This window comes from Salibaculum griseiflavum, from assembly GCF_003129565.1.
GTDB classification, from domain to species: Bacteria; Pseudomonadota; Alphaproteobacteria; order Rhodobacterales; family Rhodobacteraceae; genus Salibaculum; species Salibaculum griseiflavum.
In genome coordinates this window covers 31,381-54,928 of record NZ_QETF01000002.1, presented here as the reverse complement: position 1 = coordinate 54,928, position 23,548 = coordinate 31,381, and the positions used below count along the sequence as shown (strand labels likewise).

The window sequence follows — 23,548 nt, the reverse complement described above, 5'->3', positions numbered from 1 at the left end:
GCCGCACTCTGCCATGTGAAGGAGACTGCCATGCCCGCACCCCGCAACCCGTTGAAAGCCGCCCTGTCAGAGGGCCGCATGCAGTCGGGCCTCTGGATGGCCATGGCCAGCCCCATCGCCGCCGAACTGGCGGGGAAGGCCGGGTTCGACTGGTGCCTGATCGACGCCGAACACGGGCCCAACACGCTCAGCACGATCATGGCGCAGTTGCAGGCGCTGGCGGGAACGGATGCCCATCCGGTCGTCCGGGTGCCCTATGGCGAGGACTGGATTCTCAAACAGGTGCTGGACCTCGGGGTGCAGTCACTTGTCGTGCCGATGGTGAATACCGCCGAGCAGGCCCGTCAGGTCGCCGCCGCCGTCCGCTATCCAGGCCAGGGTGTGCGGGGCATGGGCGCGGTCCTCAGCCGTGCCTCGGGTTATGGCGAGATCGTCGATTACGTGACTTCGGCCAATGACGAGATCTGCCTCTTCGTCCAGATCGAAAGCGCCGAGGCCGTCGCCAATGTCGCAGAGATCGCCGCGGTTGACGGGGTCGACGGGCTGTTTGTCGGTCCGGCCGACCTGTCGGCGGATATGGGATTTGTCGGTGATCCGGGCCACCCGGAGGTGCAGGCGGCCATTGCGCATGTCTACGACATGGCGGCCGAGACGGGTAGATTTGCGGGCACGATCACCTTCGATGCAGGCGAATACGACGCGCTGGCCGGGCAGGGCGTGCGGTTCCTGGGGCTGGGCGGCGATGTGCATGTGCTTCGCCAGGCCTTGGTCGCCCTGTGGGACAAGCGCCCCAAGCCCTAGTAGGGCGCGTCTTCCAGCACACCGTCATGGCTCATCTGCTGATACAGAAGCCCCTCGCGCAGCCCCCTGTCGGCGACGGATAGCCGGTCGGTCGGCCAGAGCCGCATCAGCGCTTGCAGGATGGCCGAACCCGACATGATAAGCGCCTGGCGATCCTTGCCGATACGAGGGTCGCTGCGCCGACCCTCGGGGCCAAGCGACAGGTAACGCCGGATCACCGCGTCGATCTGGTCGGTGGTCATGCGCAGCCCGTCCACCTTGGTCCGGTCATAGCGGCGCAGGCCCAGATGGGTGGCGGCAACCGTGGTGACCGTGCCGCTGGTGCCGATGATCTGGAAACCGTCGCGCGACTGTTCCGACGCGGAGGGTGCGAACTTTTCGAGGGATTCCTCGAAAAACCAGCTCATCAATGCGAACCGGGCCGAGTCGTCCTCGACATCCGAAAACTGGTCTCGCAGCGTCGCCACACCCAACGGCACAGAGATCCAATCCACGACATTCGCGGCCGGGAAGGGGCCGTCATTCTGCCGGAACCCGGAATGCAGGCGCATGATGGCACGCGGGCGGTCGCGGTGGGGCACCTTGGTCAGGTCGATCCAGACCAGCTCGGTCGAGCCGCCGCCGATATCCACGACCAGCAATTGTTCCGTCTTGGTCGACACCAGCGGCGCACAGGAAATCACCGCCAGCCGGGCCTCTTCCTCGGGCTGGATGATTTCCAGCCGCAACCCGGTTTCGCGGCGCACCTGGTTGATGAATTGCTTGGAATTGGTCGCCCGCCGGCAGGCCTCGGTCGCTACCAGCCGCATCCGCTTCACGTTGTGGCGTTGCAGTTTCTGGCGACAGACGCGCATCGCATTGATCGTGCGCCACATGGACGACCGGGAAAGTTTCCCAGTCGTTTCAAGGCCCTGCCCAAGCTGGACGGACTTCGAGAAACTGTCGACCACGTGAAACTGGCTGCCCTTCGGCTGGGCAATCAGCATGCGGCAACTATTGGTGCCCAGGTCCAAAGCTGCATAGAGCTCTTGCGGACCGGGCGGGGTCGGCGCGGGGCTTTCGACCGGTTTCGGGAACGCGCCCGCACCTTTGGGACGCTTGGGCGTCATCTTTACGCCCTCCGATTTCGAGTTGCTTTCAAGGTAGGCGCGGGGCGGGGCTTGCGCAAGCCTTCTGATCGGCCTTTGCCCGGCCTCACGATCATGTTGAAGGAAATGAGAGGGCCGACCACTGGCCGGGGACCGGCCGGGATTGTTATCAACGCGTCGTTCGTCGCGGGTTTCATGTCGAAAACAAGCACAGTGCCCCCGCGGTGGACGGATAGGAAGAGGAAACCCAAAGCGAAAGGGAATCGCACCATGGCCGAGGTCACCATCGTCTACTGGCGGGACATCCCGGCGCAGGTCATCGTCGGCAAGGGCCGTAAGGCGGCGAAGCTGCAGCTCAGCGAGCGGTTCGAGCAGGCCATCGACCGGGCCGCGATGAAATCCGGCGCCGCCGAGACGGACGATTACCTGGCCGAGTGGCGTCGTGGCACGCCCTATTCGCAGGAGGGTGACGACCAACAGGTTGCCGAGGCCGAGATGGCCCGGATCGAGGCCGAATACGACACGGCCCGCCTGAAGTCGCTGATCGACAATGACGGCCGCGCGTGAGCGCCCCGTCCCCTTTTCCCCGCCTGAAGGAGGCTCTCATGGCGCTGTTGCAGTTCAAGAAGAAACCGGTCGAGACCGGCCAGCCCGTAAACCCTGACGTCGAGGCGTTCCTGAAGGATTACTCGATCGAGGTGATGCCCCGCACCGCCGAGAAGGTCGAGGATTTCCGCGACCTGCTTCCCGAAGGCACCCGTGTCTACATCGCCCATATCGAGGGCACCCCGATCGAGGACATGGTCGCCACGGCCAAGCGGCTGGCCAATGAAGGCTACCCGGTGATGCCGCATTTCCCGGCCCGCATCATCAGGGACAAGGCGATGCTGGCGGACTGGATCGCCCGCTACCAGGGTGAGGCCGGTGTCGAACAGGCGTTGATGCTCGCCGGTGGCGTGGACAAGCCCCACGGGGATTTCGACAGTTCCATGCAATTGCTGGAAACCGGGCTTTTCGGGGATTTCAAGCGCCTGCACGTGGCCGGCCACCCCGAGGGCAACAAGGACATCGACCCCAAGGGCGGCACCGCCAATGTCGACGCGGCCCTTCAGTGGAAGCAGAAGTTCTCGGAAACCACGGATGCCAAGATGGCGCTGGCCACCCAGTTCGCCTTCGAGGCGCAGCCGATCATCGAATGGGCGGACAGCCTGAAGGCCGCCGGGATCGACCTGCCCATCCATATCGGCATCGCCGGTCCGGCCAAGCTGCAAACGATGATCAAGTTCGCCATGGCCTGTGGTGTCGGCCCGTCCATCCGCGTGCTGCAAAAGCGGGCCAAGGACGTGTCCAAGCTTCTCTTGCCGTTCGAGCCCACCGAGGTCGTCAGCCAGCTGGCCGCCCACAAGGCCGCCAACCCCGATTTCAACGTGACCAACGTTCACTTCTTCCCCTTGGGCGGTATCAAGACCAATGCCCAATGGGCCATCGACCATGGCGGCGCTTCTGCCGTCCCTGCCTCTCAATCCTAAGGACCGATCATGACCCGCACCGTTGTCGAATCGAAGACCAAGACCGCCGTTATCGGCTTTGACGAACCGTTCTGCGTGATCGGCGAACGCATCAACCCGACCGGGCGCAAGATCCTTGCCGCTGAACTGGAACAGGATGATTTCAGCCGGGTCGAGGCCGATGCCATCGCCCAGGTCGCGGCCGGGGCCACGGTGCTGGACATCAACTCGGGCGCGGTCTTCACCAACAAGATGGCCGAAGACCCGCGCTACGCCGACAACAACTTCGTCGAGCCGACGCTGATGACCCAGCTGGTCGAGGTGGTGCAGAAGGTCGTCGATGTGCCGCTGTGCATCGACAGCTCGGTGCCCGGCGCGCTGGAAAACGGGCTCGCCGCGGCCGAGGGGCGCCCGCTTCTGAACTCGGTCACGGGCGAGGAAGAGCGGCTGGAAATGGTTCTGCCGCTGGTCAAGAAATACAACGTGCCGGTGGTGGCGATCTCCAACGATGACACCGGCATTTCCGAAGATCCCGAGGTGCGCTTTGCCGTCGCCAAGAAGATCGTCGAACGGGCCGCAGATTACGGCATTCCCGCCCATGACATCGTGGTCGACCCGCTGGTGATGCCGATCGGCGCCATGGGCACCGCCGGCCTGCAGGTCTTTACCCTTGTCCGCCGCCTGCGCGATGAGCTGGGCGTGAACACGACCTGCGGCGCGTCGAACATTTCCTTCGGCCTGCCCAACCGCCACGGCATCAACAACGCCTTCCTGCCCATGGCCATGGCGACCGGCATGACCAGCGCCATCATGAACCCGGTGGCGCTGCCGGTGAAAGCCTCCGAGATCGAGGCCAAGAAGGCCGAGATCGCCGCCGCCGGCATCGTGCTGCCGCCCGAGATGGACGACGAGATGTTCTGCCAGCTGTTCGGCCTCGGCTCCACCAAGCCGCGCGCGGGCAAGGAGATGGAAGCCATCCGCGCCGCCAACTTCCTGATGAACCAGGATGAGGGCGGGGCGGCCTGGATCCGCTTCAACAAGGCCCCGCCGAAGCCCGGCGAAGAGGCTCGCGGCCGCGGTGGGCGCGCCGGCGGACGCCGCCGCCGCGCGAGCTGAGGACCAGCCTACAAACCAAGGAAACGCCGCGCGGGAGACCGGGCGGCGTTTTTGGTTTGGTGGGGATCAGGTGTTGGGCGTCGATCTATGCGTGGGGATGGCGGCTGGGCGGATACGATCTGCGCAGACGCAACATCACTGTCTTCCTGCATAGCGCGGGACGTGGCTGTTGGCCGCCAGGAGGTTGATGACGGCAAGGCGGGATGAAGATGCCCTTGGGGGAATCCAGTGTCGGCCCCTGGGGTGGCGATCCTACGATCAAGGCAGGGCGCTTTATGGCAGCCAATGACTGCCTCAGAACGAGCCTTGCACCTGCATCTGCCAAATCGCCAGCCCCCGGGAGGGGCTGACGATGGCCGGGCCGCTGCGCGGCTGTCAACCGGCCAGTTAGATCTCGTATGGGTTTCCGGCCGGGACCACGACGCGGCTAAACGGCGCCCCCGACCTCCGCAAAGCCAACCTTGGCCCACGACGCCAAATCGCTCAGGCCCTGTCCGCTTAGGCACCTCTCCAGATCCACCCACCCCCCAGGATACGGGTGCTGTCGGTGTCGTAGAACACGCAGGCCTGTCCCGGGCTGACGCCCTGTTCCGGGGTCAGCAATTCGACCTCGGCCTCGGTGTCGGACAAGGGCCGCAGGATCGCCGGGGCAGGCGGGCGGGTGGAGCGGACCTTGACCGCGATCTCACGTTCGGCCCGGTCGGTGAAGCCGCCATCGCCCAGCCAGTTGATCTCGCGCACCGGCACGGTGCGGGTCGCCAGCATCTCTTTCGGGCCGACGATCACGCGGCGATTGTCCACATCCAGTTTCACCACGTAAAGCGGGTCCGCCAGCCCGCCGATGCCTAGGCCCCGGCGCTGGCCGATCGTGTAATGGATCACACCCTTGTGGGTGCCCAGCACGTTGCCTTCATGGTCGACGATCTCGCCCGGTTCCGCCGCGCCGGGGCGCAACTTTTCGATGACGCTGGCGTAATCGCCGTTCGGCACGAAGCAGATATCCTGGCTGTCGGGCTTGTCAGCCACGCTCAGCCCGTATTTCGCGGCCAGCTTGCGGGTCTCGTCCTTGCTGGCCAGGTGACCGAGCGGGAAGCGCAGGAAATCGAGCTGTTCCTGGGTGGTCGAGAACAGGAAATAGGACTGGTCGCGGTTCGCATCGGCGGCGCAATGCAGCTCGGCCCCGTCCGATCCCATCTTGCGCTGGATGTAGTGGCCCGTGGCCATGCAATCGGCCTCCAGGTCCTTGGCGGTTTCCAGAAGGTCCTTGAACTTGACGCGTTCATTGCAGCGGATGCAGGGCACCGGGGTCGCCCCGCCCAGGTAGCTGTCGGCGAATTCGTCGATCACCGCTTCCTGGAAAATGTTCTCGTAATCCAGCACGTAGTGGGGAAAACCCATTTCCTCGGCCACACGGCGGGCATCGTGAATGTCGCGGCCCGCACAGCAGGCGCCCTTCTTGGCCAGGGCGGCCCCATGATCGTAAAGCTGCAAGGTGACGCCGACCACGTCATAGCCCTCTTCGGCCAGCATCGCAGCCACAACCGAAGAGTCGACGCCGCCGGACATGGCGACGACAACGCGGGTGTCTGCCGGGGCCTTGGGCAGGCCAAGCGAATTGAGCGCGGTGTCGAGGGACATGGATCAAACCTTTGCAGCGGTCCGGCGCAATATAGGAAAATGCAAGATACTCTCAAGGGGCCGCTTTACCTGTCCTTAGCCGAAACCGCCACAATCAGGGGCATGTTCAGTCACGAGAAGGGGTGAGAACATGTATTTGCGAAAGATCGACGGACCCCGCGCGATCACCTTGCCCGATGGCACGGTGATGACCCGCGCGGACCTGCCCGATGCGAACACGCGACGCTGGGTGGCGTCGCGCAAGGCCGCCGTGGTGCGTGCGGTGGCTGGCGGCCTGATCTCGCGGGAGACTGCGAAATCGACCTATGGCCTGTCCGAAGAGGAATTGACCGAGTGGGAATCGGCCGTGCTCAGACATGGGGAAGCGGCACTGAGAGCCACCGCACTTCAGAAGTATAGACAACTTTAGGTAGATTCGTAAACTCTCTACCGGACGGTAACGTGTGGTTAACCTTCTTCATCCTAGGATTGGTTAACGTACGAACGAACGGAGAACGGTTATGCGTGTTTTGCTTGTCGAGGATGATCCAACCACCGCAAAGAGTATCGAGTTGATGCTGGGCCATGCGAACCTCAATGTCTACACGACCGACCTGGGTGAAGAGGGGATCGATCTTGCGAAACTCTATGATTACGATCTGATCATTCTCGATATCGGGCTGCCGGACATGTCCGGCCATGACGTGCTGCGCCAACTGCGCCTGGCGCGGGTCGAGACTCCGATCCTGATCCTGTCGGGCGATGACGGGACCGAGGCAAAGCTCAAGGGGTTTGGCTTCGGGGCCGACGATTACCTGACCAAGCCTTTCCACCGCGAGGAGCTTATCGCCCGGATTCACGCGATCATACGCCGGTCCAAGGGCCACGCGCAGTCGATCATCCGCACCGGCAAGGTCTCGGTGAACCTCGATGCCAAGACCGTCGATGTCGGCGGGCAACCGGTTCATCTGACCGGCAAGGAATACCAGATGCTCGAACTTCTGTCCCTGCGCAAGGGCACGACACTCACCAAGGAGATGTTTCTCAATCACCTCTATGGCGGCATGGATGAACCCGAGCTCAAGATCATCGACGTGTTCATCTGCAAGCTGCGCAAGAAGCTGTCCGAGGCGACGGGCGGCGACACCTATATCGAAACGGTCTGGGGCCGTGGCTATGTGCTGCGCGACCCGGAACAGAGTCAGGATGCAGAACGGATCGCCGTCGGAGCCTGAACCGGCGCGATCCGGATCGGGGCTGCCACTCACGCATCTTCCCCATGCCTCGGCCCCTTGCCTGGCCCGGCTGCTTGCTTCCTTGCGGCCGGGCCTTTTACCGCCATCGATGGGCTGGACGGCCCGCGGACAGCGGCCTAACACTTGCAGGGCAAAGCTTTGGGGGAATGCAGGTGACGGACGAACCCTCGGTCGAGGTCATGGACGAAGCGGCGGCGCGGGCCGAACTCGCCCGGCTGGCGCCGTTGCTGGCGCGGGCCAACATCGCCTATCACGGAGAGGACGCCCCCGAGATCAGCGACGCGGAATACGATGCGCTCAAGCGCCGCAACGCTGCGATCGAGGCCCGCTTTCCCCATCTCAAGCGCTCGGACAGCCCGTCGGACCGGGTGGGCGCGGCCCCGGTCGACGCCTTCGGCAAGATCCGTCATGCGGTGCGCATGCTGTCGCTGTCCAACGCGTTCGAGGCCGACGACGTGGTCGATTTCGATCGGTCGATTCGCAGCTACCTGAACCTTGGGGCCGACGATCCGCTCGCCTACACCGCCGAACCCAAGATCGACGGGCTCAGCCTGTCGCTGCGCTATGAAAACGGCGCACTGGTCCATGCCGCGACCCGTGGCGATGGCGAAACCGGCGAGAACGTCACGGCCAATGCCCGCACCATCGACGAGATCCCGACACGGCTGGACGATGCGCCCGAGATTCTGGAGGTGCGCGGCGAGGTCTACATGTCGCACGCGGATTTCGAGGCGCTCAACGCCCGCCAAGCCGAAAAGGGGCAAAAGACCTTCGCCAATCCGCGCAACGCCGCCGCCGGATCCCTGCGGCAACTGGATGCGGCCATAACCAAGGCGCGGCCGCTGCGCTTTTTCGCCTATGCCTGGGGCGAGCTGTCGGCGCCGCTGGCCGACACCCAGATGCAGGCCATCGAACGGCTTGGCGCACTGGGATTTTCCATAAATCCTCTGACCCGGCTGTGCGAAAGCCTGGACGACCTGATCGCCCATTACCGCGAAATCGAGGCGCAACGGGCGACACTGGGCTATGACATCGACGGGGTGGTCTACAAGGTGAACGACCTCGGGCTGCAACAGCGACTGGGGTTTCGCTCCACCACCCCGCGTTGGGCCATCGCCCACAAGTTCCCCGCCGAACTGGCCTGGACCCGGTTGGACGGAATCGACATCCAGGTGGGCCGCACGGGCGCGCTGTCGCCGGTGGCGCGTCTTCAGCCGGTGACGGTGGGCGGGGTCGTGGTGTCGAACGCCACCCTGCACAACGAGGATTACATCGCCGGGCGCGGCGCCAAGGGCGAGGAAATCCGGGAAGGCAAGGATATCCGCGTGGGCGACTGGGTGCAGGTCTATCGTGCCGGGGACGTGATCCCGAAAGTGGCGGATGTGGACCTTTCGAAGCGGCCCGAGGATGCCGAACCTTACCGGTTCCCCGATACCTGCCCCGAATGCGGCTCGCCCGCGATCCGCGAGGAGGGCGACGCGGTGCGGCGCTGCACCGGTGGGCTGATTTGCCCGGCGCAGGCCGTTGAAAAGCTGAAACATTTCGTCTCGCGCGGGGCGATGGACATCGAAGGGCTGGGCGCAAAGCAGGTCGAGGCGTTTTACCATGACGACCAACTGCCGGTGAGCGAACCGGCGGATATCTTCACGCTCCGCACCCGCGATGCGAACAACCTGACCAAGCTGGCCAATCGCGACGGGTGGGGCGAGACGAGCGCAAAAAACCTCTTTGAAGCCATTGAGGAGAAGCGGGAAATCCCGATGGCGCGGCTGTTGTTCGGGCTGGGCATTCGGCACGTCGGAGAAGTCGCGGCACAGGACCTGGCGCGCCACTATGGGGGATGGGCGGCGATGACCAAGGCGCTTGATACGGCCCGCCCGGCGGCCCTCGCGCACCGCGCTGCGGACGATGCAGCCGAGGTCGAGCGCCAGGCGGCACAAGAGGCCGGCCGCCGTGCCCGGATCAGTGAGGCGCGCAACGCGGTGCTGGCCGAGGCCGATATTCCCGATGAGGCCGCAGAGGCCTGGGCCGACCTGATCGACGCCGACGGGATCGGCCCGGTCATGGCGCTGTCTCTGTCAGATGCCTTCGCCAATGATCACGAACGCGCGGCGATCGACCGGCTTGTGGCGGAATTGACCGATATCCAGCCGCCCGAATCCCGTGCAACGGACAGCCCCGTGGCGGGCAAGACGGTGGTGTTCACCGGGAGCCTCGAAAAGATGACCCGGGCCGAGGCCAAGGCCCGCGCCGAGGCGCTCGGGGCCAAGGTGTCGGGCTCGGTCAGCGCCAAGACCGATCTTCTGGTGGCAGGGCCCGGGGCCGGATCCAAGGCGAAGAAGGCCGCCGACCTTGGTATCGAGACCATTGATGAAGATGGCTGGTTGACCCTGATCGGGGACGCATGAGCGGGCGGCCGGAAATCCTGTTTCCGCTTTTCGCGGAACTGACCAAGCTCGACGGGGTCGGCCCGAAATCCGCCCAGCAACTGGAGGCGGGCGGCATCGAAAAGCCGCGCGACATGCTGTTCACGCTGCCCTATAGCGGCGTCGACCGGTCCCGCCGGGCCAGCGTGCGCGACCTTGTTCCGCCGGCCCATTGCACCGTCGAGGTGGTGGTGGGCGAGCACCGCCCGCCCAGTCAGCGCGGCCGGCCCTACCGCGTGACGGTCAGCGATGCGCAGACCAGTTTCCAGCTGGTGTTCTTCCATGCGCGCGGCGACTACCTGCGCCGGATCCTGCCCAGCGGCCAGCGGCGGGTGGTCTCCGGCAAGGTCGAGCATTTCGACGGTATCGCCCAGATGGTGCATCCCGATCATATCCTGCGCCCCGAGGAGGCCGAGCAGATCCCGCCATTCGAGCCGGTCTATCCGTTGACCGGCTCGGTGACACAGAAGGTGATGTTCAAGGCGACCCGGTCGGCCCTGGCCCTGGCCCCGGACCTGCCCGAGTGGATCGACCCCGCGCTGCGCGCGCGCGAGGGCTGGCCCGACTGGAACGCGGCGCTCGAAACCGCCCATGCGCCGCTGTCCTCGGCGGAACTGGCGGCGACCTCGCCCGCGCGGCAGCGCCTGGCCTATGACGAATTGCTGGCCCATCAGCTGACCTTGGCGCTGGCGCGGGCGAAACAGCGGCGTGGCAAGGGGCAGGTGACAAAAGGCGATGGCCGGTTGCGAGAGAAGGTGCTGGAGGATCTGCCATACGCGCCGACCGGCGCCCAGACCCGCGCAGTGGACGAGATCATCGCCGACATGGCCGCGCCGAAGCGCATGAACCGCCTTCTGCAGGGCGATGTCGGGGCGGGCAAGACGCTGGTGGCCCTGCTGGCGCTGCTCAATGCGGTCGAAGCCGGCGGGCAGGGTGTCATGATGGCGCCCACGGAAATCCTCGCCCGCCAACACATGGACGGGCTGGCCCCGCTGGCCGCAGCGGCAGGGGTGCGGCTTGAGCTGCTGACCGGCCGCGACAAGGGGGCCGAGCGACGGGCGAAACTGGCCGCGTTGGCCAGAGGCGACATCGGCATATTGGTCGGCACCCATGCGGTGTTTCAGCAGGATGTCGAATTCCACGACCTGCGCCTCGCCATCGTCGATGAACAGCACCGGTTCGGCGTGTCTCAGCGTATGCAGCTGGGTGCCAAGGGTCGGGCTGTGGACGTGCTGGTCATGACAGCCACGCCGATCCCCCGCAGCCTGGCGCTGGCGCAATATGGCGACATGGATGTCTCGGTGCTGGATGAAAAGCCGCCGGGCCGGACGCCGGTCATCACCAGCGTCGTCAGCACCGGCCGGATGGACGAGGTGGTGGACCATTTGCGCAAGGCGGTGGCCGAGGGACGGCAGGCCTATTGGGTCTGCCCGCTGGTCGAGGAATCCGAGGTCAGCGAGCTGACCGCCGCCGAGGAACGATTCAAACGCCTGCGCGCCGCACTTGGGGACGACGTGGTGGTACTGGTCCATGGCCGGATGGAGCCGAAAGAGAAAGACGCGGCCATGGCGCGCTTCGTCGCCGGCGACACCAGCGTGCTGGTTGCCACCACGGTGATCGAGGTGGGGGTGAACGTGCCCAACGCCTCGATCATGGTGATCGAACGGGCCGAGAGTTTCGGGCTGGCCCAATTGCACCAGCTGCGGGGCCGGGTCGGGCGTGGATCGGCGCAATCGACCTGCCTCTTGATGTATCAGCCGCCCTTGTCGGAAACCGGCCGCAGGCGGCTGGAGATCCTGCGCGAAACCGAGGACGGGTTCCGCATCTCCGAGGAAGATCTCGCCATGCGCGGGGCGGGGGATGTGATCGGCACCGCGCAATCGGGGCTGCCGCGCTTTCGCATTGCCGATATCGAGCGCCAATCCGCCCTGATGGCGTTGGCCCAGCAGGATGCCCGCAAGCTGCTGGCGGATGACCCGGACCTGACCGGCGCGCGGGGCAAGGCCGCGCGTGTTCTGCTTTGGCTGATGGAACAGGATCGAGCGATCCGTTTGATTTCAGTGGGTTAGGCTAAGTCTGTTCTTTTTGTTCACGAATGTTCTTAAAAAGTTCTTGCATTAGGATCTGGTTAATGAGAACAAAGAGGCAACAAGAGAACAGCAAGACGGAGGAGCAGGACAATGGCCAAGGAAATCAAGCAAGCGATTACCCGGTCGCGTGATACGCTGGTTGCCGATGCCCTTGGGGCGGCGGCGCTGATGGTCATTCTTGTCGGTTCCCTGCACCTGCCGTCTTTCTTGTGATCTGCCTCGCGCCCCGGTCCGGACGTTCTGCATCGCCTGTCCCACCTTCGATGCACTGACGACCAGACACTGCCTGTCCAAGGCGGATCTGCCATCCGCCGTTATACCGTCCGGGACCTGCCTCTCCCGATCGCGGCCGGACCAAGGGGCGCATATCTGCCGCCGCTCTTCACCTGTCCCGAAGAGCGGCGGCTTTTTCTTTTTGGGATTGGGTCGGAAACCGCGTGGCGTGTCAGGCGCAATCTGCCTTGCGCGCTTCCTTGAAGGCTTCAAGCGTGGCATCCAGCGCCAGCAGGATCGACGCGTGCCGGTTCTTGTAGTCCCGTGCGGGTTGCAGCACCTCCAGCCCGTCGAAAGGGGCATCTGGCACCGGGCCGTCCTGCTTGAGCATCGCGTGCAACTGATCGCGGGCGGTCTGCACCTGTGGTTCGGTGCAGCCGATGATATTGCCGCCCACCACGGCGGCCGAGGCCTGGCCGAGGGCGCAGGCCTTCACGTCCTGCGCGTAATCGGTGATGCGTCCGTCCTCGATGCTCACATCAACGGTCACGGTCGAGCCGCAGAGCGGCGAGCGCACCTTCCCGGACCCGTCGGGGTGATCCAGCCGGCCCAACCGGGGAATATCCGCCGCCAGCCCGAGAATCCGGGTGGAGTAGAGCTTGATCAGGTCGGTTTCGTCGCTCATGGGTTTCGCCTTCGGCTGTCTTGGCCTATAGATAGGCCTCTTGTCCCATGATGCCAAAGGAAAAATGCGATGGCCTTCGATCCCGCGACGCTGACCTATACCTCTGACGGGCTGATCCCCTGCATCGCGCAGGATGTCGAGGACGGCGCGGTGTTGATGATGGCCTGGATGAATGCCGAGGCGGTGACCAAGACGCTGGAAACCGGCCGTGTCACCTATTGGTCGCGGTCGCGCCGGGCGTTCTGGGTCAAGGGCGAAAGCAGCGGCCATGTGCAGGAGCTGGTCGATCTTCGCGTCGATTGCGACCGCGATTGCCTGCTGGCGGTGGTGCGCCAGACCGGCCCGGCCTGCCACACCAACCGGCGGTCCTGTTTCTATACCTCGGTGACCCATGGCGATGAGGTGGAGCTGATGCGCCCTATGGTGGACTAGAACCCGACCATGGCTCGGATGTCGGCAGGGGTGGCGCCCTCGGCCCGGTAGCTCGCCAGCGCCTTGGAGGCGTCGATCTTGGCCAGCCGTTTGCCCGTGTCATCCCGGACCAGGTCATGATGGTGATAGATCGGCACGGGCCAGCCCATCAGGGTTTGCATCACCACATGGAGGAACGTGGCGTGCCACAGGTCCGCCCCGCGCACCACATGGGTCATTCCCTGGGCCGCATCGTCCAACGGGCAAGCAAGGTGATAGGCCGGATCACCGGTTTCCTTGCGGCGCAGAACCGGGTCGCCGATCATCGCGATCAACTCGTCCGGCTCGGCCTGGTGGCTGCCCATATGCAACGGCCCGGTCTCGGTGAAGGCGGGCAGGGGCCCGGCCTGGGCCAGCGCCTTGGCCAGGTCGAGCCGCAGCGCATCGCCGGGGCGGGCGTCATCAAGGGGCCTGCTGCGGCAGGTGCCGGGATAGACCAGCCCGTCCCAGCCGGGCCGCGCGCCCGCGGCCTTGATGGCCGAGCGCGAACAGGCGCACGGGTAGAGCAATCCGCGATCTGCAAGCCGGTCGAGCGCACGGGCATAATCGGCCAGATGGTCGGATTGGCGCCAGACCGGCGCGGGCCAGTCCAGCCCCAGCCAGCGCAGGTCCTCGTAGATGGCCGCCTCGAACTCGGCGCGGCAGCGAGTGCTGTCGGTATCCTCGATCCGCAACAGGGCAATGCCGCCCAGATCTCGCGCAACCTGCCACACGGTCAACGCCGAATAGGCATGGCCCAGATGCAGCAGCCCCGTGGGCGAGGGGGCAAAGCGGGTGATCATGCGCGGCGCAGAACGATGACATCCGACCCCATCCCGACATCATCGAGATGCGGGCCATGTTCGCGCGCCGTAACAAAGACCTCCCCCTTGGCGACGTGACGGTCCAGCACGGCGTCATAGCTGCCGTCTGCCAGGGTCGGATCGTTGAAGGACAAGGCCAGCACACCGCCCGGCGACAGTCCGTCGATCAACACGGAAAGGGTATCCGGGGGCGCGGCGCCGAGGCTGACGACCCCGACCGCCACGATGGCGTCATAGGCGCGCGGCAGTGGCGCGCCGGGCTCGCTGACCCACAGCCTTTCATAGATCACCTTGGCGCGTGCGATCTCGACCATTGCGGGGGTGATATCGGTGCCGTGCAGATGGGTGAAGCCGCGCTCCAACAGGGCGGCGCCCGAGATGCCGGTGCCACAACCGAAATCCAGCACCGTGGTTTCGGTGTCCACATGCGCCGCCAACGCCGCGACCAACCGCCTTGGCGTATGATAGCCGCGATCTGCAAGGTCGGCGTCATAGCTGTCGGCCCAGTCCCGGTAGACGGCTATGGTTTCTTCGACCGGACGCGGGGTCCAGAGTTGGGGTTTGATCGGTGTCTTCCTGCTCATGACCCGTAGGCTAGCGACCGGGTCAGGCAGCGTCCAGTGCGCTGGCCGCCAGCCACTCGGCCCAATCGGCCTTGGCGCGGTCGGTATAGGCCTTGTAGCGGTCCTTGCGGCCCCGACGCCCGCCTTTCAGCCCCTCGACCGGGGGGAAAAGCCCGAAATTGACATTCATCGGCTGGAAGGTCTTGGCCTCGGCCCCGCCGGTGATGTGGGTGACAAGCGCGCCCATGGCGGTGGTGTGCGGCACCGGTGGCAGGGCGGTTCCCGTCATTTCGGCCACGGCCAGCCGTCCGGCCAGCAGCCCCATGGCGGCACTTTCCACATAGCCCTCGACCCCGGTGATCTGGCCCGCGAACCGGATATTGGGGCGAGATTTCAGGCGCATCTGGCCGTCAAGCAAGGTCGGCGAATTCAGGAACGTGTTGCGGTGAATGCCGCCCAGCCGGGCGAACTTCGCATCCTGCAAGCCGGGGATCATGCGGAATACCTCGGTCTGGGCGCCGTATTTCATCTTGGTCTGGAAACCCACGATATTATAGAGCGTGCCCAGGGCGTTATCCCGGCGGAGCTGCGCCACCGCATAGGCCTTTTCGGTCGGGTTATGCGGGTTTGTCAGGCCGATCGGCTTCATCGGGCCGTGGCGCAGGGTTTCCCGGCCGCGCTCGGCCATGACCTCGATCGGCAGGCAGCCGTCGAAATAGCCCGCCGTTTCGCCTTCCTTGAACTCGGTCTTGTCGGCGGCCAGCAGCGCGTCGATGAACGCCTCGTACTGGTCCTTGGTCATCGGGCAGTTGATATAGGCTTTCTGCTCTTCCTCGGTCTCGCCCTTGTCATAGCGGGACTGTTCCCAGGCGATCCCCATATCGATGGTCTCGGCATAGACGATGGGGGCGATGGCATCGAAAAAGGCCAGCGCCTCGGCACCGGTCTCGGCGCGGATCGCCTCGGCCAGCTTTCCCGAGGTCAGCGGCCCGGTGGCGATGATCCAGTGGCCGTCATCGGGCAGGCTGTCGACCTCTTCGTAAGAGACGCTGATATTGGGATGGGCCGTCAGCTTGGCGGTGACGGCCTCGGCAAAGGGGTCGCGGTCCACGGCCAGCGCGCCGCCTGCGGGCAGCTTGTGGGCATCCGCCGTCGCCATGATGATCCCGCCCGCCTGACGCATTTCCCAATGCAGCAGGCCGACGGCATTCTGTTCGTCATCGTCCGAACGGAACGAATTGGAACAGACCATCTCGGCCAGGTTCCCGGTGCGGTGGGCAAAGGTCTCGACCTTGGGGCGCATTTCGTGAATCACCACGCGGCAGCCGGCATTCGCGGCCTGCCACGCGGCTTCGGACCCGGCCATGCCGCCGCCGACGATGTGAAGTGTCTGTGTCATGACGGCCCAGATAATGCGCTTGGTGCCCCGAGGAAACCCCGGCCGGCGGTTATTCCTCGGCCTCTTCGTCACCCTGATCGGCGATCCAGGCCACGCTCACGACTTCCTCGCCCTTGCCGGTATTGAAGACCTTGACGCCACCCGCGCTACGCGACCGGAACGAGATGCCGTCGACCGGCACGCGGATCGACTGCCCCTTGGACGTGGCCAGCATGATCTGGTCGTCCAGCTCAACCGGGAAAGAGGCGACGATATCGCCACCCCGCATGGCCTTGTCCATGGCTGCGACACCCATGCCGCCGCGTCCGCGCACAGGGTAGTCGTGCGACGAGCTGAGCTTGCCCGCGCCGCCGGCGGTGATGGTCAGGATCAGGTTTTCCGCCGCGGACATCTCGGCGTAGCGCTCGGGGCTGAGCTCGCCTGCCGGCACATCGTCTTCGTCGGTTTCGGCCTCGTCGGTCAGGCCGGCCATCGCGCGGCGCATCTTCAGATAGGCGGCGCGTTCATCTGCCTCGGCCTTGAAGTGGCGGATCACGGACATGGACACGACGTTGTCGTCTCCGTTGAGCTTGATGCCCCGCACCCCGGTCGAATTGCGGCCCGCGAATACGCGGACATCCGTGGTCGGGAAGCGGATCGCCCGGCCTGCATTCGTGGTCAGCATCACGTCGTCATCCTCGGAACAAATCCTTGCATTCACGAGGCTTACGGAGCCATCTTCAGGCAGTTTCATGGCGATCTTGCCGTTGGACTTCACATTGGTGAAATCCGACAGCTTGTTGCGCCGCACATCGCCCGCACTGGTCGCGAAGACGATTTGCAGGTCATCCCAATCCTTTTCGTCACGGTCCACCGGCATGATCGCGGCGATCGAGACCCCGGAGGGGATCGGAAGGATGTTGACGATGGCCTTGCCCTTGGAGGTGCGGCTGCCCTGTGGCAGGCGCCAGGTCTTGAGCTTGTAGACCATGCCATCGGTGGTGAAGAACAAAAGCTGCGTATGGGTGTTGGCCACGAAGAGCGTGGTGACCACGTCATCCTCTTTCAGGCCGCCACCGGACAGACCCTTGCCGCCGCGCTTCTGGGCGCGGAAATCGGCCAGGGCGGTGCGCTTGATATAACCGCCTTGCGTGACCGTCACGACCATGTCTTCGCGCTCGATCAGGTCCTCGTCGTCCATGTCGCCGGACCAGTCGACGATCTGGGTGCGGCGCGGCACGGCAAACTGGTCTTTCACCTCGCGCAGCTCTTCGGCGATGATCCCCATGATCCGTTCACGGCTTCCAAGAATTTCGAGGTATTCCTTGATCTTACCGGCCAGTTCTTCAAGTTCGTCCGTAACTTCCTTGACGCCGATCTGGGTCAGGCGCTGGAGGCGCAGATCGAGGATCGCGCGGGCCTGGGTTTCGGACAGGTTATAGGTGCCGTCCTCGTTCACCGGGTGCAACGGATCGTCGATCAGGCGCAGGTATTCCACGATGTCCCCGGCGGGCCAGCGGCGTTCCATCAGCCGCGCGCGGGCCTCGGCGGCATCGGCAGACGAGCGGATCGTGGCGACCACTTCGTCAACATTGCTGACGGCAACAGCCAGACCACACAGGACATGGCTGCGCTCGCGCGCCTTGCGCAGCAGGTAGGCGGTGCGCCGCGCGACAACATCCTCTCGGAAGTCAATGAAATAGCTCAGGAATTTTCGCAGTGTCAGCGTTTCGGGCCGACCCCCGTTCAATGCCAGCATGTTGCAGCCGAACGAGGTCTGCATCGGGGTGAAACGATAGAGTTGGTTCAGGACGACCTCGGCGGTGGCATCGCGTTTCAGTTCCACCACAACGCGCACGCCCGAACGGTCGCTTTCGTCCTGCACATGCGCGATGCCGTCGATCTTCTTGTCGCGGGCGGCTTCGGCGATGCGGTCGATCATCGTCGCCTTGTTCACCTGATAGGGGATTTCCCGGATCACGATCGCCCAGCGGTCCTTGCGGATCTCCTCGACCTCGGTCTTGGCGCGCACCACGACCGAGCCGCGGCTTTCAAGATAGGCTTTCCGTGCGCCCGAGCGGCCCAGCATGATGCCCCCGGTGGGAAAATCCGGGCCGGGAACGTATTCGATCAGGTCTTCGCTGGACAGGTCCGGATTTTCGATCAGGGCCAGCGTGGCGTCGCAGACCTCGCCCAGATTGTGCGGCGGGATATTGGTCGCCATGCCCACGGCGATACCGCCGGCGCCATTGACCAGCATGTTGGGGAAGCGGGCGGGCAGCACCGTCGGCTCACGGTCGCGGCCATCGTAGTTGTCCTGGAAATCGACCGTTTCCTTGTCGATGTCGGACAGCAGCGCCGCGGCGGGCTTGTCCATCCGCACCTCGGTGTAGCGCATGGCGGCCGGGTTGTCCCCGTCCATGGAGCCGAAATTGCCCTGACCATCCAGCAGCGGCAGAGACATCGAAAACGGCTGCGCCATGCGCACAAGCGCGTCATAGATCGCGCTGTCGCCATGGGGGTGGTAGGTCCCCATCACGTCGCCCACGGCGCGGGCCGACTTGCGATAGGGCTTGTCGTGGGTATTGCCGGCTTCGTGCATGGCATAAAGGATGCGCCTGTGAACCGGTTTCAGCCCGTCGCGCAGATCGGGAATGGCGCGGGAAACGATCACGCTCATCGCGTAATCGAGATACGAGGTCTTCATCTCGTCCGAGATCGAAATCGACGGGCCGTCGTATTCCGGGCGCTCAGGCCGGTTTTCTTCTTCGTTTTCAGGGGTATCCGGGGTGTCGCTCATGCTGTCCGCCTGCTGGTGCCGACGTGGGACTCGGCACGTCTAGATATTGTTGGAAATCTTATATCACCCCCGAGGGATGGGGTGCAATGGGGCCGGGGCCGCTGGCCTGTCAGCCATCTCGCCAGTCTGCTAACAGATTGTTTTTATTGACATGTTGGACGGTTCTGCGGTCACATTTATCTCATGATGAGAACGGAACAGGAGATGACACAGGAAACGGAATTGCTTTTGCGCGGCTACGGGCTGACCACGGCGGAGTTTTTCTATCGCATGCCGGACTATCCCAGCGTGCTCAATACCTTCATCTGGCAGGACTATGACCAGGCCCCGGACCATGACCGGCTGATGGGCTTTATCGACTTCTGGCGCGACGAGATCGAGGGAGAGTTGCACTCGGTCCGCTTCACCCATCGCAAGCTGATTTCACCGGGGGAATGGCGCAACGTTGTGGGTGAGCTGACCTATCACTAGGGCTCATTTCGCCCGGTTCAGCATCCCGTAAAGGTCGCGGGGGTCATCCGGGTCGGCCAGCAGGTCCAGCAGTTGGTAATGGTCGCTTTCGCGGATCGCGTCACGGACCACCTTGAGCGCCGAGAAATCCTCGATTGCGAAGCCGACGGAGTCAAAGAGGGTGATCTGCGCGGCATCGGTGCGGCCTGGGGTCTGGCCTGCAAAGACCTGCCACAGCTCGGTCACCGGGTGATCCTCGGGCATCTGCTGGATCTCGCCCTCGATCCGGGTCTGGGGCGGGTATTCCACGAAGATCGAGGACCGGTTCAGGATACCGGCGGCCAGTTCCGTTTTGCCGGGGCAGTCGCCGCCGATGGCGTTGATATGCACACCGGGTCCGACCATGTTGTCGGACAGGATCGTCGCATATTGTTTGTCCGCGGTGCAGGTGGTGAGGATCTGCGCGCCTTCAATGGCCTCTTCGGCGCTGGTGCAGGGCACAACCGTCAAGCCGCTGCCCGCAAGATTGTGCACGCATTTCCCTGTCGCTGCACTGTCCTTGTCCCAGAGCCGCACGGTGTCGATGCCGCAAATCGCCTGGAAGGCGCGGCACTGGAATTCCGACTGCGCGCCGTTGCCGATCATCGCCATGGTGGTCGCCCCCTTGGGCGCCAGGTGCTTCGCCGCCAGCGCCGACATGGCCGCCGTGCGCAGGGCCGTCAGCAGGGTCATTTCCGTCAGCAGCACCGGGTAGCCGGTTTCGACCGAGGCCAAGAGACCAAAGGCGGTCACCGTCTGAAGCCCCTCTCGCGTGTTCTTGGGGTGCCCGTTGACGTATTTGAAGCCATAAAGCTCGCCATCCGAGGTCGGCATCAATTCGATCACGCCCACGGGACTGTGCGAGGCCACGCGCGGCGTCTTGTCGAAACTTTCCCAACGCAGGAAATCCGCCTCGATCGCGGCGGCGAGACGTTGCAGCATTTCATCAAGGCCGACCTGATGGACAAGCCGCATCATGTTCTCGACGGAAACGAAGGGCACCAGGGCCTTTTCAGAGGGTTGGGTCATGCGAAGCTCCGGGTCGGACGGTCAAAGATGCGGCGCCCCATCAAGGACGCGGTGAGGTCGACCATGAGGCTGGCCGTGCGCCCCCGGTCATCAAGGAACGGGTTGAGTTCCACCAGGTCCAGTCCGGCCAGGCAGCCGCTGTCATGCAGCATTTCCATCACCAGATGGGCCTCGCGGTAGGTGGCGCCGCCGGGGACGGTCGTGCCGACGGCCGGGGCGATGCCGGGGTCGAGGAAATCCACATCCAGAGAGACATGCAGCAGGCCATTGGCGGCCTGCACCTTGTCGAGAAAGGCCGCCAGCGGCCCTGCAATGCCATGTTCGTCGATGGCGCGCATATCGGTCAGGGCGATGTCCGTCTCGGCCAGCATCGCACGTTCCGCCGGATCGACCGAGCGCAGCCCGATCATCGCGATCCGGTCGGTGGGAACCGGCGCGGCGAGTGGCGGAAAGGCGTCGAAACCCGGCTGGCCGGTCACATAGGCCACAGGCGTGCCGTGCAGGTGACCGGACTCGGTCGTTTGCGGGGTGTTGAAATCGGAATGGGCATCCAGCCACAGCACGAACAGAGGGCGGCCCTGCGCTGCGGCATGTTCGGCCATGCCCGCCACCGAGCCAAGCGAAAGGGCATGGTCGCCGCCCAGGAAGATCGGCAGGCCGTCGGATGCGGCCTCTTTCGCGGCGCGGATCAGGCTGCGTGTCCAGCCCACCGTTGTCGGCAAGTCATGGAGATGCGGGTCATCGGGCAGGGCGGGGGTGTCGGGGATGAGGTTGCCCCGGTCCTCGACACTATGGCCAAGGGCGGTCAACTGTTCGCCCAGCCCGGCCACGCGATAGGCGTCCGGCCCCATGAGGCAGCCGTCGCGGCGCTTGCCACTGTCCACGGGCGCGCCGATGAGAATGCAGTGCGTCTGTTCCATACCCGCGTGATCGCCCGCATTGGTGCGAGTTGGAACTCGCCATTTTGCACGAACCGGGTTATCATAGCCCAAAATGGACATGCCAAATGGACGATTTGGATAAAGCGCTGATTGTCGCCTTGCAGCGCGACGGGCGGGCCAGCTTGTCGGAGCTGGCACATGACCTCAAGGTCACGCGCGCGACGGTGCGGGCGCGGCTTGAGAAACTGCGCGACAGTGGCGAGATCGCGGGGTTCACCGTGCTGACCCGAGCCGATGTCTCGCCGCACCCCGTGCGCGGCTTGATGATGCTGGGGATCGAGGGGCGCGGGACGGAACGGGTGATGCGGGCGCTCGCCGCCATGCCCGAGGTTCAGGCGGTGCATTCGACCAATGGCACATGGGATTTGATTGCCGAGATCGGGACGCCCACGCTGGTCGAACTGGACAACACCCTGTTCCGGATTCGCCGAATGGACGGGGTCACCCGGTCGGAAACCAACCTGCTTCTGTCGACCCGGCGCGGCTAGCGGCGAGCGGCCATGACCCAGAGCGCTGCCAAGCCAAAGGAAATCAGCGCGTTGTAGCTGGCCATGGACAAGCCGAACAACGACCAGACCACGTCGTCGCACATCACGACCGGGGCGATGTCGGTGGACAACAGGTCACCGCCCAGGCCGCCACCGGTGCCGGTGCAACTGGACGGGCCCTCCCACCAGTCACGTTCGACGCCGGTGTGGTAGATGCCGATGCCGCCGGTTGTGGCGGCGGCGAGGGCGCCTAGCAGCAAGAGCGGCGTTGCCGGCCGCCAGATCATCAGGGCAACGGCCCCGATCACGATCGCCACCGCATGGGGCCAGCGTTGCCAGAGGCACAGGGCGCAGGGCGGGTAGCCCAACGCCTGGAACAGGAAGGCGCCGGCAAGCAGGGCAAAGGAGCCGCCCGCGGCAAGAACGGTCAGTCTGGTTCTGGTCATAGGTATCTCACCACGTAGAATCCGCCGATCAGCAAAAGGCAGAACAGGATGAACATGAGCCCCAGCCGGCGCTCGATGAAGTCACGGATGGGCGCGCCGAATTTCCAGAGCAGCGCGGCGACGATGAAGAATCGCAGGCCCCGCGCCAGGATCGAGGTTACCACGAACGTGCCCAGGGGCATGGCCGTCCAACCGGACATGATCGTGATGACCTTGTAGGGGAAGGGCGTGAGCCCGGCGATCAGCACCGCCCAGAACCCCACGTCGTTGAATCGCTGATTGAAGGCGGCCATGCTGTCGCCCTTGCCCAGCGCCTCGAGGATCGGCTGCCCGATGGACTCGTAGGCGAAGGCGCCGATCGCATAGCCCAGCATCCCGCCCGCGACAGAAGACACCAGACAGACAGTGGCGATCAGCCAGGCGCGGCGCGGTGCGGCCAGGATCATCGGGATCATCAGCACGTCGGGCGGGATCGGAAAGACCGAGCTTTCGATGAAGGCGACGGCGGCCAGAACCCACAAGGCGCGCGGGTGGTCGGCCATGGACATCGTCCAGTCGTAAAGTCGGCGGATCATGTGCGGGTCCGGGCTGCTCGGGTCGGTTGCGGCCTTAGGCATGAAAAACGGGCGAGGGTCAATGCCGGGCATGGCGTTTGGCCGTTGACCTCGCCGGGGCGGACGGCTATCGAACGTCCGGCTGGCCGGTGTGGCGGAATGGTAGACGCAGGGGATTCAAAATCCCCCGATGGCAACATCGTGAGAGTTCGAATCTCTCCACCGGCACCACATTGAAAACAAAACAAAAAAACTCACTTTCCCGGCTGAAAATATCGCCAAAAAGATGGTTCGTTTTTGGGATAGTAAGCACATAGTAAGCAGTCCGAGCGAAGATTGCCGGGCGTCGTGATTCACTGATTGATCGTGTGCTTGTTATGCTCAGGAGGCCAACGCGCAGAAACGTTTGCACGCGCGCTGTGCCACCCACATTTGCTGATCTAGCGGCTGTAATGAGGGCCGGTCTTGAATTCAGGGAAGGCCACCGCGCCCTGCCGCCTGTAGAAGTCGGCTCTAAGAATGTCTGGATCCAGCCCGGCTAGGGCGCAGACCAGTTCAAAGTCATCGGACCAGATCCAGGCCGCGTCGGCCTCCGATCGGCGTGCATCGGCCAGACCGACTTTCAGCACATGAAGCCACAAAACGCGGTGCGCCATCGCAGCATCCTTTTTCAGGTGAAGGTGCGCGGCCCCCGGCGAAATTAAAGACAGGGGTGGAACCGGTGCCGCGCTGCGGGTGTTTGAGGCCACCGCCCGCTGGGCCGTTGGTCAACGCGCCGCTTCGAGG

General features: G+C 64.4%; 24 protein-coding genes and 1 tRNA gene. 13 read left to right on the top strand and 12 right to left on the bottom strand.

Annotated elements, in window-relative coordinates; translation table 11 throughout:
- Nucleotides 1-30: 30 nt before the first annotated feature.
- A complete protein-coding gene (locus DFK10_RS02155; protein WP_109386132.1) occupies nt 31-801 on the top strand; it encodes an HpcH/HpaI aldolase family protein in 771 nt (256 codons plus the stop codon).
- Here the strand turns inward: DFK10_RS02155 and DFK10_RS02150 are convergent.
- Nucleotides 798-1,910, bottom strand: coding sequence for a Ppx/GppA phosphatase family protein (locus DFK10_RS02150; RefSeq protein WP_109386130.1), 1,113 nt, complete (start codon nt 1,908-1,910; stop codon nt 798-800). The genes DFK10_RS02155 and DFK10_RS02150 overlap by 4 nt on opposite strands.
- A 249-nt stretch (nt 1,911-2,159) precedes the next feature.
- On the opposite strand from DFK10_RS02150, the gene DFK10_RS02140 reads away from it, so the two are divergent.
- From DFK10_RS02140 to DFK10_RS02130, 3 genes are read left to right on the top strand one after another with little or no spacing between them, the layout of a single operon-like run.
- Entirely contained in the window at nt 2,160-2,456 is a 297-nt protein-coding gene (locus DFK10_RS02140; protein WP_109386126.1) for a virulence factor, read from the top strand.
- A gap of 38 nt (nt 2,457-2,494) precedes the next feature.
- Nucleotides 2,495-3,418 carry a methylenetetrahydrofolate reductase gene (locus tag DFK10_RS02135; protein WP_109386124.1) on the top strand — a complete coding sequence of 308 codons (924 nt, stop codon included), beginning with the start codon at nt 2,495-2,497 and terminating at the stop codon, nt 3,416-3,418.
- Nucleotides 3,419-3,427: 9 nt separating this feature from the next.
- A complete protein-coding gene (locus tag DFK10_RS02130; RefSeq protein WP_109386122.1) occupies nt 3,428-4,513 on the top strand; it encodes a dihydropteroate synthase in 1,086 nt (361 codons plus the stop codon).
- Nucleotides 4,514-5,011: 498 nt separating this feature from the next.
- Here the strand turns inward: DFK10_RS02130 and mnmA are convergent, their stop codons facing one another.
- A complete protein-coding gene (mnmA, locus tag DFK10_RS02125; protein ID WP_109386120.1) occupies nt 5,012-6,151 on the bottom strand; it encodes a tRNA 2-thiouridine(34) synthase MnmA in 1,140 nt (379 codons plus the stop codon).
- Between the two features lie 130 nt (nt 6,152-6,281).
- Between mnmA and sciP the strand changes: the two genes are divergently transcribed.
- The 5 genes from sciP to DFK10_RS16670 all read left to right on the top strand — a co-directional run bounded on the left by sciP (nt 6,282) and on the right by DFK10_RS16670 (nt 12,115).
- The gene (gene sciP, locus DFK10_RS02120) at nt 6,282-6,560 is read left to right on the top strand and encodes a CtrA inhibitor SciP (RefSeq protein ID WP_109386119.1); all 279 of its coding nucleotides are present in this window, start codon (nt 6,282-6,284) and stop codon (nt 6,558-6,560) included.
- Nucleotides 6,561-6,651: 91 nt separating this feature from the next.
- Complete coding sequence (gene ctrA / locus DFK10_RS02115) at nt 6,652-7,365, top strand: response regulator transcription factor CtrA (RefSeq protein ID WP_109386117.1); 714 nt, start codon at nt 6,652-6,654, stop codon at nt 7,363-7,365.
- 167 nt (nt 7,366-7,532) lie between these two features.
- A complete protein-coding gene (gene ligA / locus DFK10_RS02110) occupies nt 7,533-9,794 on the top strand; it encodes an NAD-dependent DNA ligase LigA (protein WP_408005558.1) in 2,262 nt (753 codons plus the stop codon).
- Nucleotides 9,791-11,881 carry an ATP-dependent DNA helicase RecG gene (gene recG / locus DFK10_RS02105; protein ID WP_109386115.1) on the top strand — a complete coding sequence of 697 codons (2,091 nt, stop codon included), beginning with the start codon at nt 9,791-9,793 and terminating at the stop codon, nt 11,879-11,881. The genes ligA and recG overlap by 4 nt, the downstream gene beginning before the upstream one ends.
- Nucleotides 11,882-11,992: 111 nt before the next feature.
- A complete protein-coding gene (locus DFK10_RS16670) occupies nt 11,993-12,115 on the top strand; it encodes a hypothetical protein (protein WP_268952194.1) in 123 nt (40 codons plus the stop codon).
- A 232-nt stretch (nt 12,116-12,347) separates the two neighbouring features.
- Here the strand turns inward: DFK10_RS16670 and DFK10_RS02100 are convergent, their stop codons facing one another.
- The gene (locus DFK10_RS02100; protein ID WP_109386113.1) at nt 12,348-12,800 is read right to left on the bottom strand and encodes an iron-sulfur cluster assembly scaffold protein; all 453 of its coding nucleotides are present in this window, start codon (nt 12,798-12,800) and stop codon (nt 12,348-12,350) included.
- A 69-nt stretch (nt 12,801-12,869) separates the two neighbouring features.
- On the opposite strand from DFK10_RS02100, the gene hisI reads away from it, so the two are divergent.
- Nucleotides 12,870-13,232: a phosphoribosyl-AMP cyclohydrolase gene (hisI, locus tag DFK10_RS02095; RefSeq protein WP_109386111.1), complete on the top strand. Its 363-nt coding sequence runs from the start codon at nt 12,870-12,872 to the stop codon at nt 13,230-13,232.
- On the opposite strand, the gene gluQRS is transcribed toward hisI, so the two are convergent.
- From gluQRS to gyrA, 4 genes are read right to left on the bottom strand one after another with little or no spacing between them, the layout of a single operon-like run.
- The gene (gene gluQRS / locus DFK10_RS02090) at nt 13,229-14,053 is read right to left on the bottom strand and encodes a tRNA glutamyl-Q(34) synthetase GluQRS (protein WP_109386109.1); all 825 of its coding nucleotides are present in this window, start codon (nt 14,051-14,053) and stop codon (nt 13,229-13,231) included. The genes hisI and gluQRS overlap by 4 nt on opposite strands.
- Nucleotides 14,050-14,658: a class I SAM-dependent DNA methyltransferase gene (locus tag DFK10_RS02085; RefSeq protein WP_109386107.1), complete on the bottom strand. Its 609-nt coding sequence runs from the start codon at nt 14,656-14,658 to the stop codon at nt 14,050-14,052. Before DFK10_RS02085 ends, gluQRS begins: the two co-directional genes overlap by 4 nt.
- 22 nt (nt 14,659-14,680) lie before the next feature.
- A complete protein-coding gene (gene trmFO, locus DFK10_RS02080) occupies nt 14,681-16,036 on the bottom strand; it encodes a methylenetetrahydrofolate--tRNA-(uracil(54)-C(5))-methyltransferase (FADH(2)-oxidizing) TrmFO (RefSeq protein WP_109386105.1) in 1,356 nt (451 codons plus the stop codon).
- 49 nt (nt 16,037-16,085) lie between these two features.
- On the bottom strand, nt 16,086-18,815 hold the full coding sequence (gene gyrA, locus DFK10_RS02075) for a DNA gyrase subunit A (protein WP_109386103.1): 2,730 nt from the start codon (nt 18,813-18,815) through the stop codon (nt 16,086-16,088).
- 204 nt (nt 18,816-19,019) lie between these two features.
- Here gyrA and DFK10_RS02070 point away from each other — a divergent pair, with 204 nt between their 5' ends.
- On the top strand, nt 19,020-19,286 hold the full coding sequence (locus tag DFK10_RS02070; protein WP_109386101.1) for an usg protein: 267 nt from the start codon (nt 19,020-19,022) through the stop codon (nt 19,284-19,286).
- A 3-nt stretch (nt 19,287-19,289) separates the two neighbouring features.
- Here DFK10_RS02070 and DFK10_RS02065 read toward each other — a convergent pair whose 3' ends face one another.
- Entirely contained in the window at nt 19,290-20,333 is a 1,044-nt protein-coding gene (locus DFK10_RS02065) for an ornithine cyclodeaminase (RefSeq protein ID WP_109386099.1), read from the bottom strand.
- On the bottom strand, nt 20,330-21,253 hold the full coding sequence (gene rocF, locus DFK10_RS02060) for an arginase (protein WP_109386097.1): 924 nt from the start codon (nt 21,251-21,253) through the stop codon (nt 20,330-20,332). The genes DFK10_RS02065 and rocF overlap by 4 nt, the downstream gene beginning before the upstream one ends.
- 86 nt (nt 21,254-21,339) lie before the next feature.
- Here rocF and DFK10_RS02055 point away from each other — a divergent pair, with 86 nt between their 5' ends.
- A complete protein-coding gene (locus DFK10_RS02055) occupies nt 21,340-21,762 on the top strand; it encodes an Lrp/AsnC family transcriptional regulator (protein ID WP_109386095.1) in 423 nt (140 codons plus the stop codon).
- Here DFK10_RS02055 and DFK10_RS02050 read toward each other — a convergent pair.
- Both DFK10_RS02050 and DFK10_RS02045 read right to left on the bottom strand, forming a co-directional pair.
- Nucleotides 21,759-22,208 carry a disulfide bond formation protein B gene (locus tag DFK10_RS02050; protein WP_109386093.1) on the bottom strand — a complete coding sequence of 150 codons (450 nt, stop codon included), beginning with the start codon at nt 22,206-22,208 and terminating at the stop codon, nt 21,759-21,761. The two genes, DFK10_RS02055 and DFK10_RS02050, sit on opposite strands and share 4 nt — an antisense overlap.
- A complete protein-coding gene (locus DFK10_RS02045; RefSeq protein WP_109386091.1) occupies nt 22,205-22,783 on the bottom strand; it encodes a YqaA family protein in 579 nt (192 codons plus the stop codon). Before DFK10_RS02045 ends, DFK10_RS02050 begins: the two co-directional genes overlap by 4 nt.
- A 124-nt stretch (nt 22,784-22,907) precedes the next feature.
- Between DFK10_RS02045 and DFK10_RS02040 the strand changes: the two genes are divergently transcribed.
- Nucleotides 22,908-22,993, top strand: a tRNA-Leu gene (locus DFK10_RS02040).
- A gap of 209 nt (nt 22,994-23,202) precedes the next feature.
- Here the strand turns inward: DFK10_RS02040 and DFK10_RS02035 are convergent.
- Nucleotides 23,203-23,418, bottom strand: coding sequence for a hypothetical protein (locus DFK10_RS02035; RefSeq protein ID WP_109386089.1), 216 nt, complete (start codon nt 23,416-23,418; stop codon nt 23,203-23,205).
- Nucleotides 23,419-23,548: the final 130 nt, after the last annotated feature.

Excerpts from the sequence above, each read along its gene's own strand:
- trmFO (WP_109386105.1), bottom strand. The coding sequence starts at position 16,036 with ATGACACAGACACTTCACATCGTCGGCGGCGGCATGGCCGGGTCCGAA.
- recG (WP_109386115.1), top strand. The coding sequence starts at position 9,791 with ATGAGCGGGCGGCCGGAAATCCTGTTTCCGCTTTTCGCGGAACTGACC.
- DFK10_RS02135 (WP_109386124.1), top strand. The coding sequence starts at position 2,495 with ATGGCGCTGTTGCAGTTCAAGAAGAAACCGGTCGAGACCGGCCAGCCC.
- DFK10_RS02070 (WP_109386101.1), top strand. The coding sequence starts at position 19,020 with ATGACACAGGAAACGGAATTGCTTTTGCGCGGCTACGGGCTGACCACG.
- ctrA (WP_109386117.1), top strand. The coding sequence starts at position 6,652 with ATGCGTGTTTTGCTTGTCGAGGATGATCCAACCACCGCAAAGAGTATC.
- DFK10_RS02050 (WP_109386093.1), bottom strand. The coding sequence starts at position 22,208 with ATGACCAGAACCAGACTGACCGTTCTTGCCGCGGGCGGCTCCTTTGCC.
- mnmA (WP_109386120.1), bottom strand. The coding sequence starts at position 6,151 with ATGTCCCTCGACACCGCGCTCAATTCGCTTGGCCTGCCCAAGGCCCCG.
- gyrA (WP_109386103.1), bottom strand. The coding sequence starts at position 18,815 with ATGAGCGACACCCCGGATACCCCTGAAAACGAAGAAGAAAACCGGCCT.
- rocF (WP_109386097.1), bottom strand. The coding sequence starts at position 21,253 with ATGGAACAGACGCACTGCATTCTCATCGGCGCGCCCGTGGACAGTGGC.
- DFK10_RS02130 (WP_109386122.1), top strand. The coding sequence starts at position 3,428 with ATGACCCGCACCGTTGTCGAATCGAAGACCAAGACCGCCGTTATCGGC.
- DFK10_RS02155 (WP_109386132.1), top strand. The coding sequence starts at position 31 with ATGCCCGCACCCCGCAACCCGTTGAAAGCCGCCCTGTCAGAGGGCCGC.
- DFK10_RS02045 (WP_109386091.1), bottom strand. The coding sequence starts at position 22,783 with ATGATCCGCCGACTTTACGACTGGACGATGTCCATGGCCGACCACCCG.
- DFK10_RS02055 (WP_109386095.1), top strand. The coding sequence starts at position 21,340 with ATGGACGATTTGGATAAAGCGCTGATTGTCGCCTTGCAGCGCGACGGG.
- DFK10_RS02085 (WP_109386107.1), bottom strand. The coding sequence starts at position 14,658 with ATGAGCAGGAAGACACCGATCAAACCCCAACTCTGGACCCCGCGTCCG.
- DFK10_RS02150 (WP_109386130.1), bottom strand. The coding sequence starts at position 1,910 with ATGACGCCCAAGCGTCCCAAAGGTGCGGGCGCGTTCCCGAAACCGGTC.
- DFK10_RS02035 (WP_109386089.1), bottom strand. The coding sequence starts at position 23,418 with ATGGCGCACCGCGTTTTGTGGCTTCATGTGCTGAAAGTCGGTCTGGCC.
- DFK10_RS02140 (WP_109386126.1), top strand. The coding sequence starts at position 2,160 with ATGGCCGAGGTCACCATCGTCTACTGGCGGGACATCCCGGCGCAGGTC.
- DFK10_RS16670 (WP_268952194.1), top strand. The coding sequence starts at position 11,993 with ATGGCCAAGGAAATCAAGCAAGCGATTACCCGGTCGCGTGATACGCTG.
- DFK10_RS02065 (WP_109386099.1), bottom strand. The coding sequence starts at position 20,333 with ATGACCCAACCCTCTGAAAAGGCCCTGGTGCCCTTCGTTTCCGTCGAG.
- sciP (WP_109386119.1), top strand. The coding sequence starts at position 6,282 with ATGTATTTGCGAAAGATCGACGGACCCCGCGCGATCACCTTGCCCGAT.
- hisI (WP_109386111.1), top strand. The coding sequence starts at position 12,870 with ATGGCCTTCGATCCCGCGACGCTGACCTATACCTCTGACGGGCTGATC.
- gluQRS (WP_109386109.1), bottom strand. The coding sequence starts at position 14,053 with ATGATCACCCGCTTTGCCCCCTCGCCCACGGGGCTGCTGCATCTGGGC.
- ligA (WP_408005558.1), top strand. The coding sequence starts at position 7,533 with ATGCAGGTGACGGACGAACCCTCGGTCGAGGTCATGGACGAAGCGGCG.
- DFK10_RS02100 (WP_109386113.1), bottom strand. The coding sequence starts at position 12,800 with ATGAGCGACGAAACCGACCTGATCAAGCTCTACTCCACCCGGATTCTC.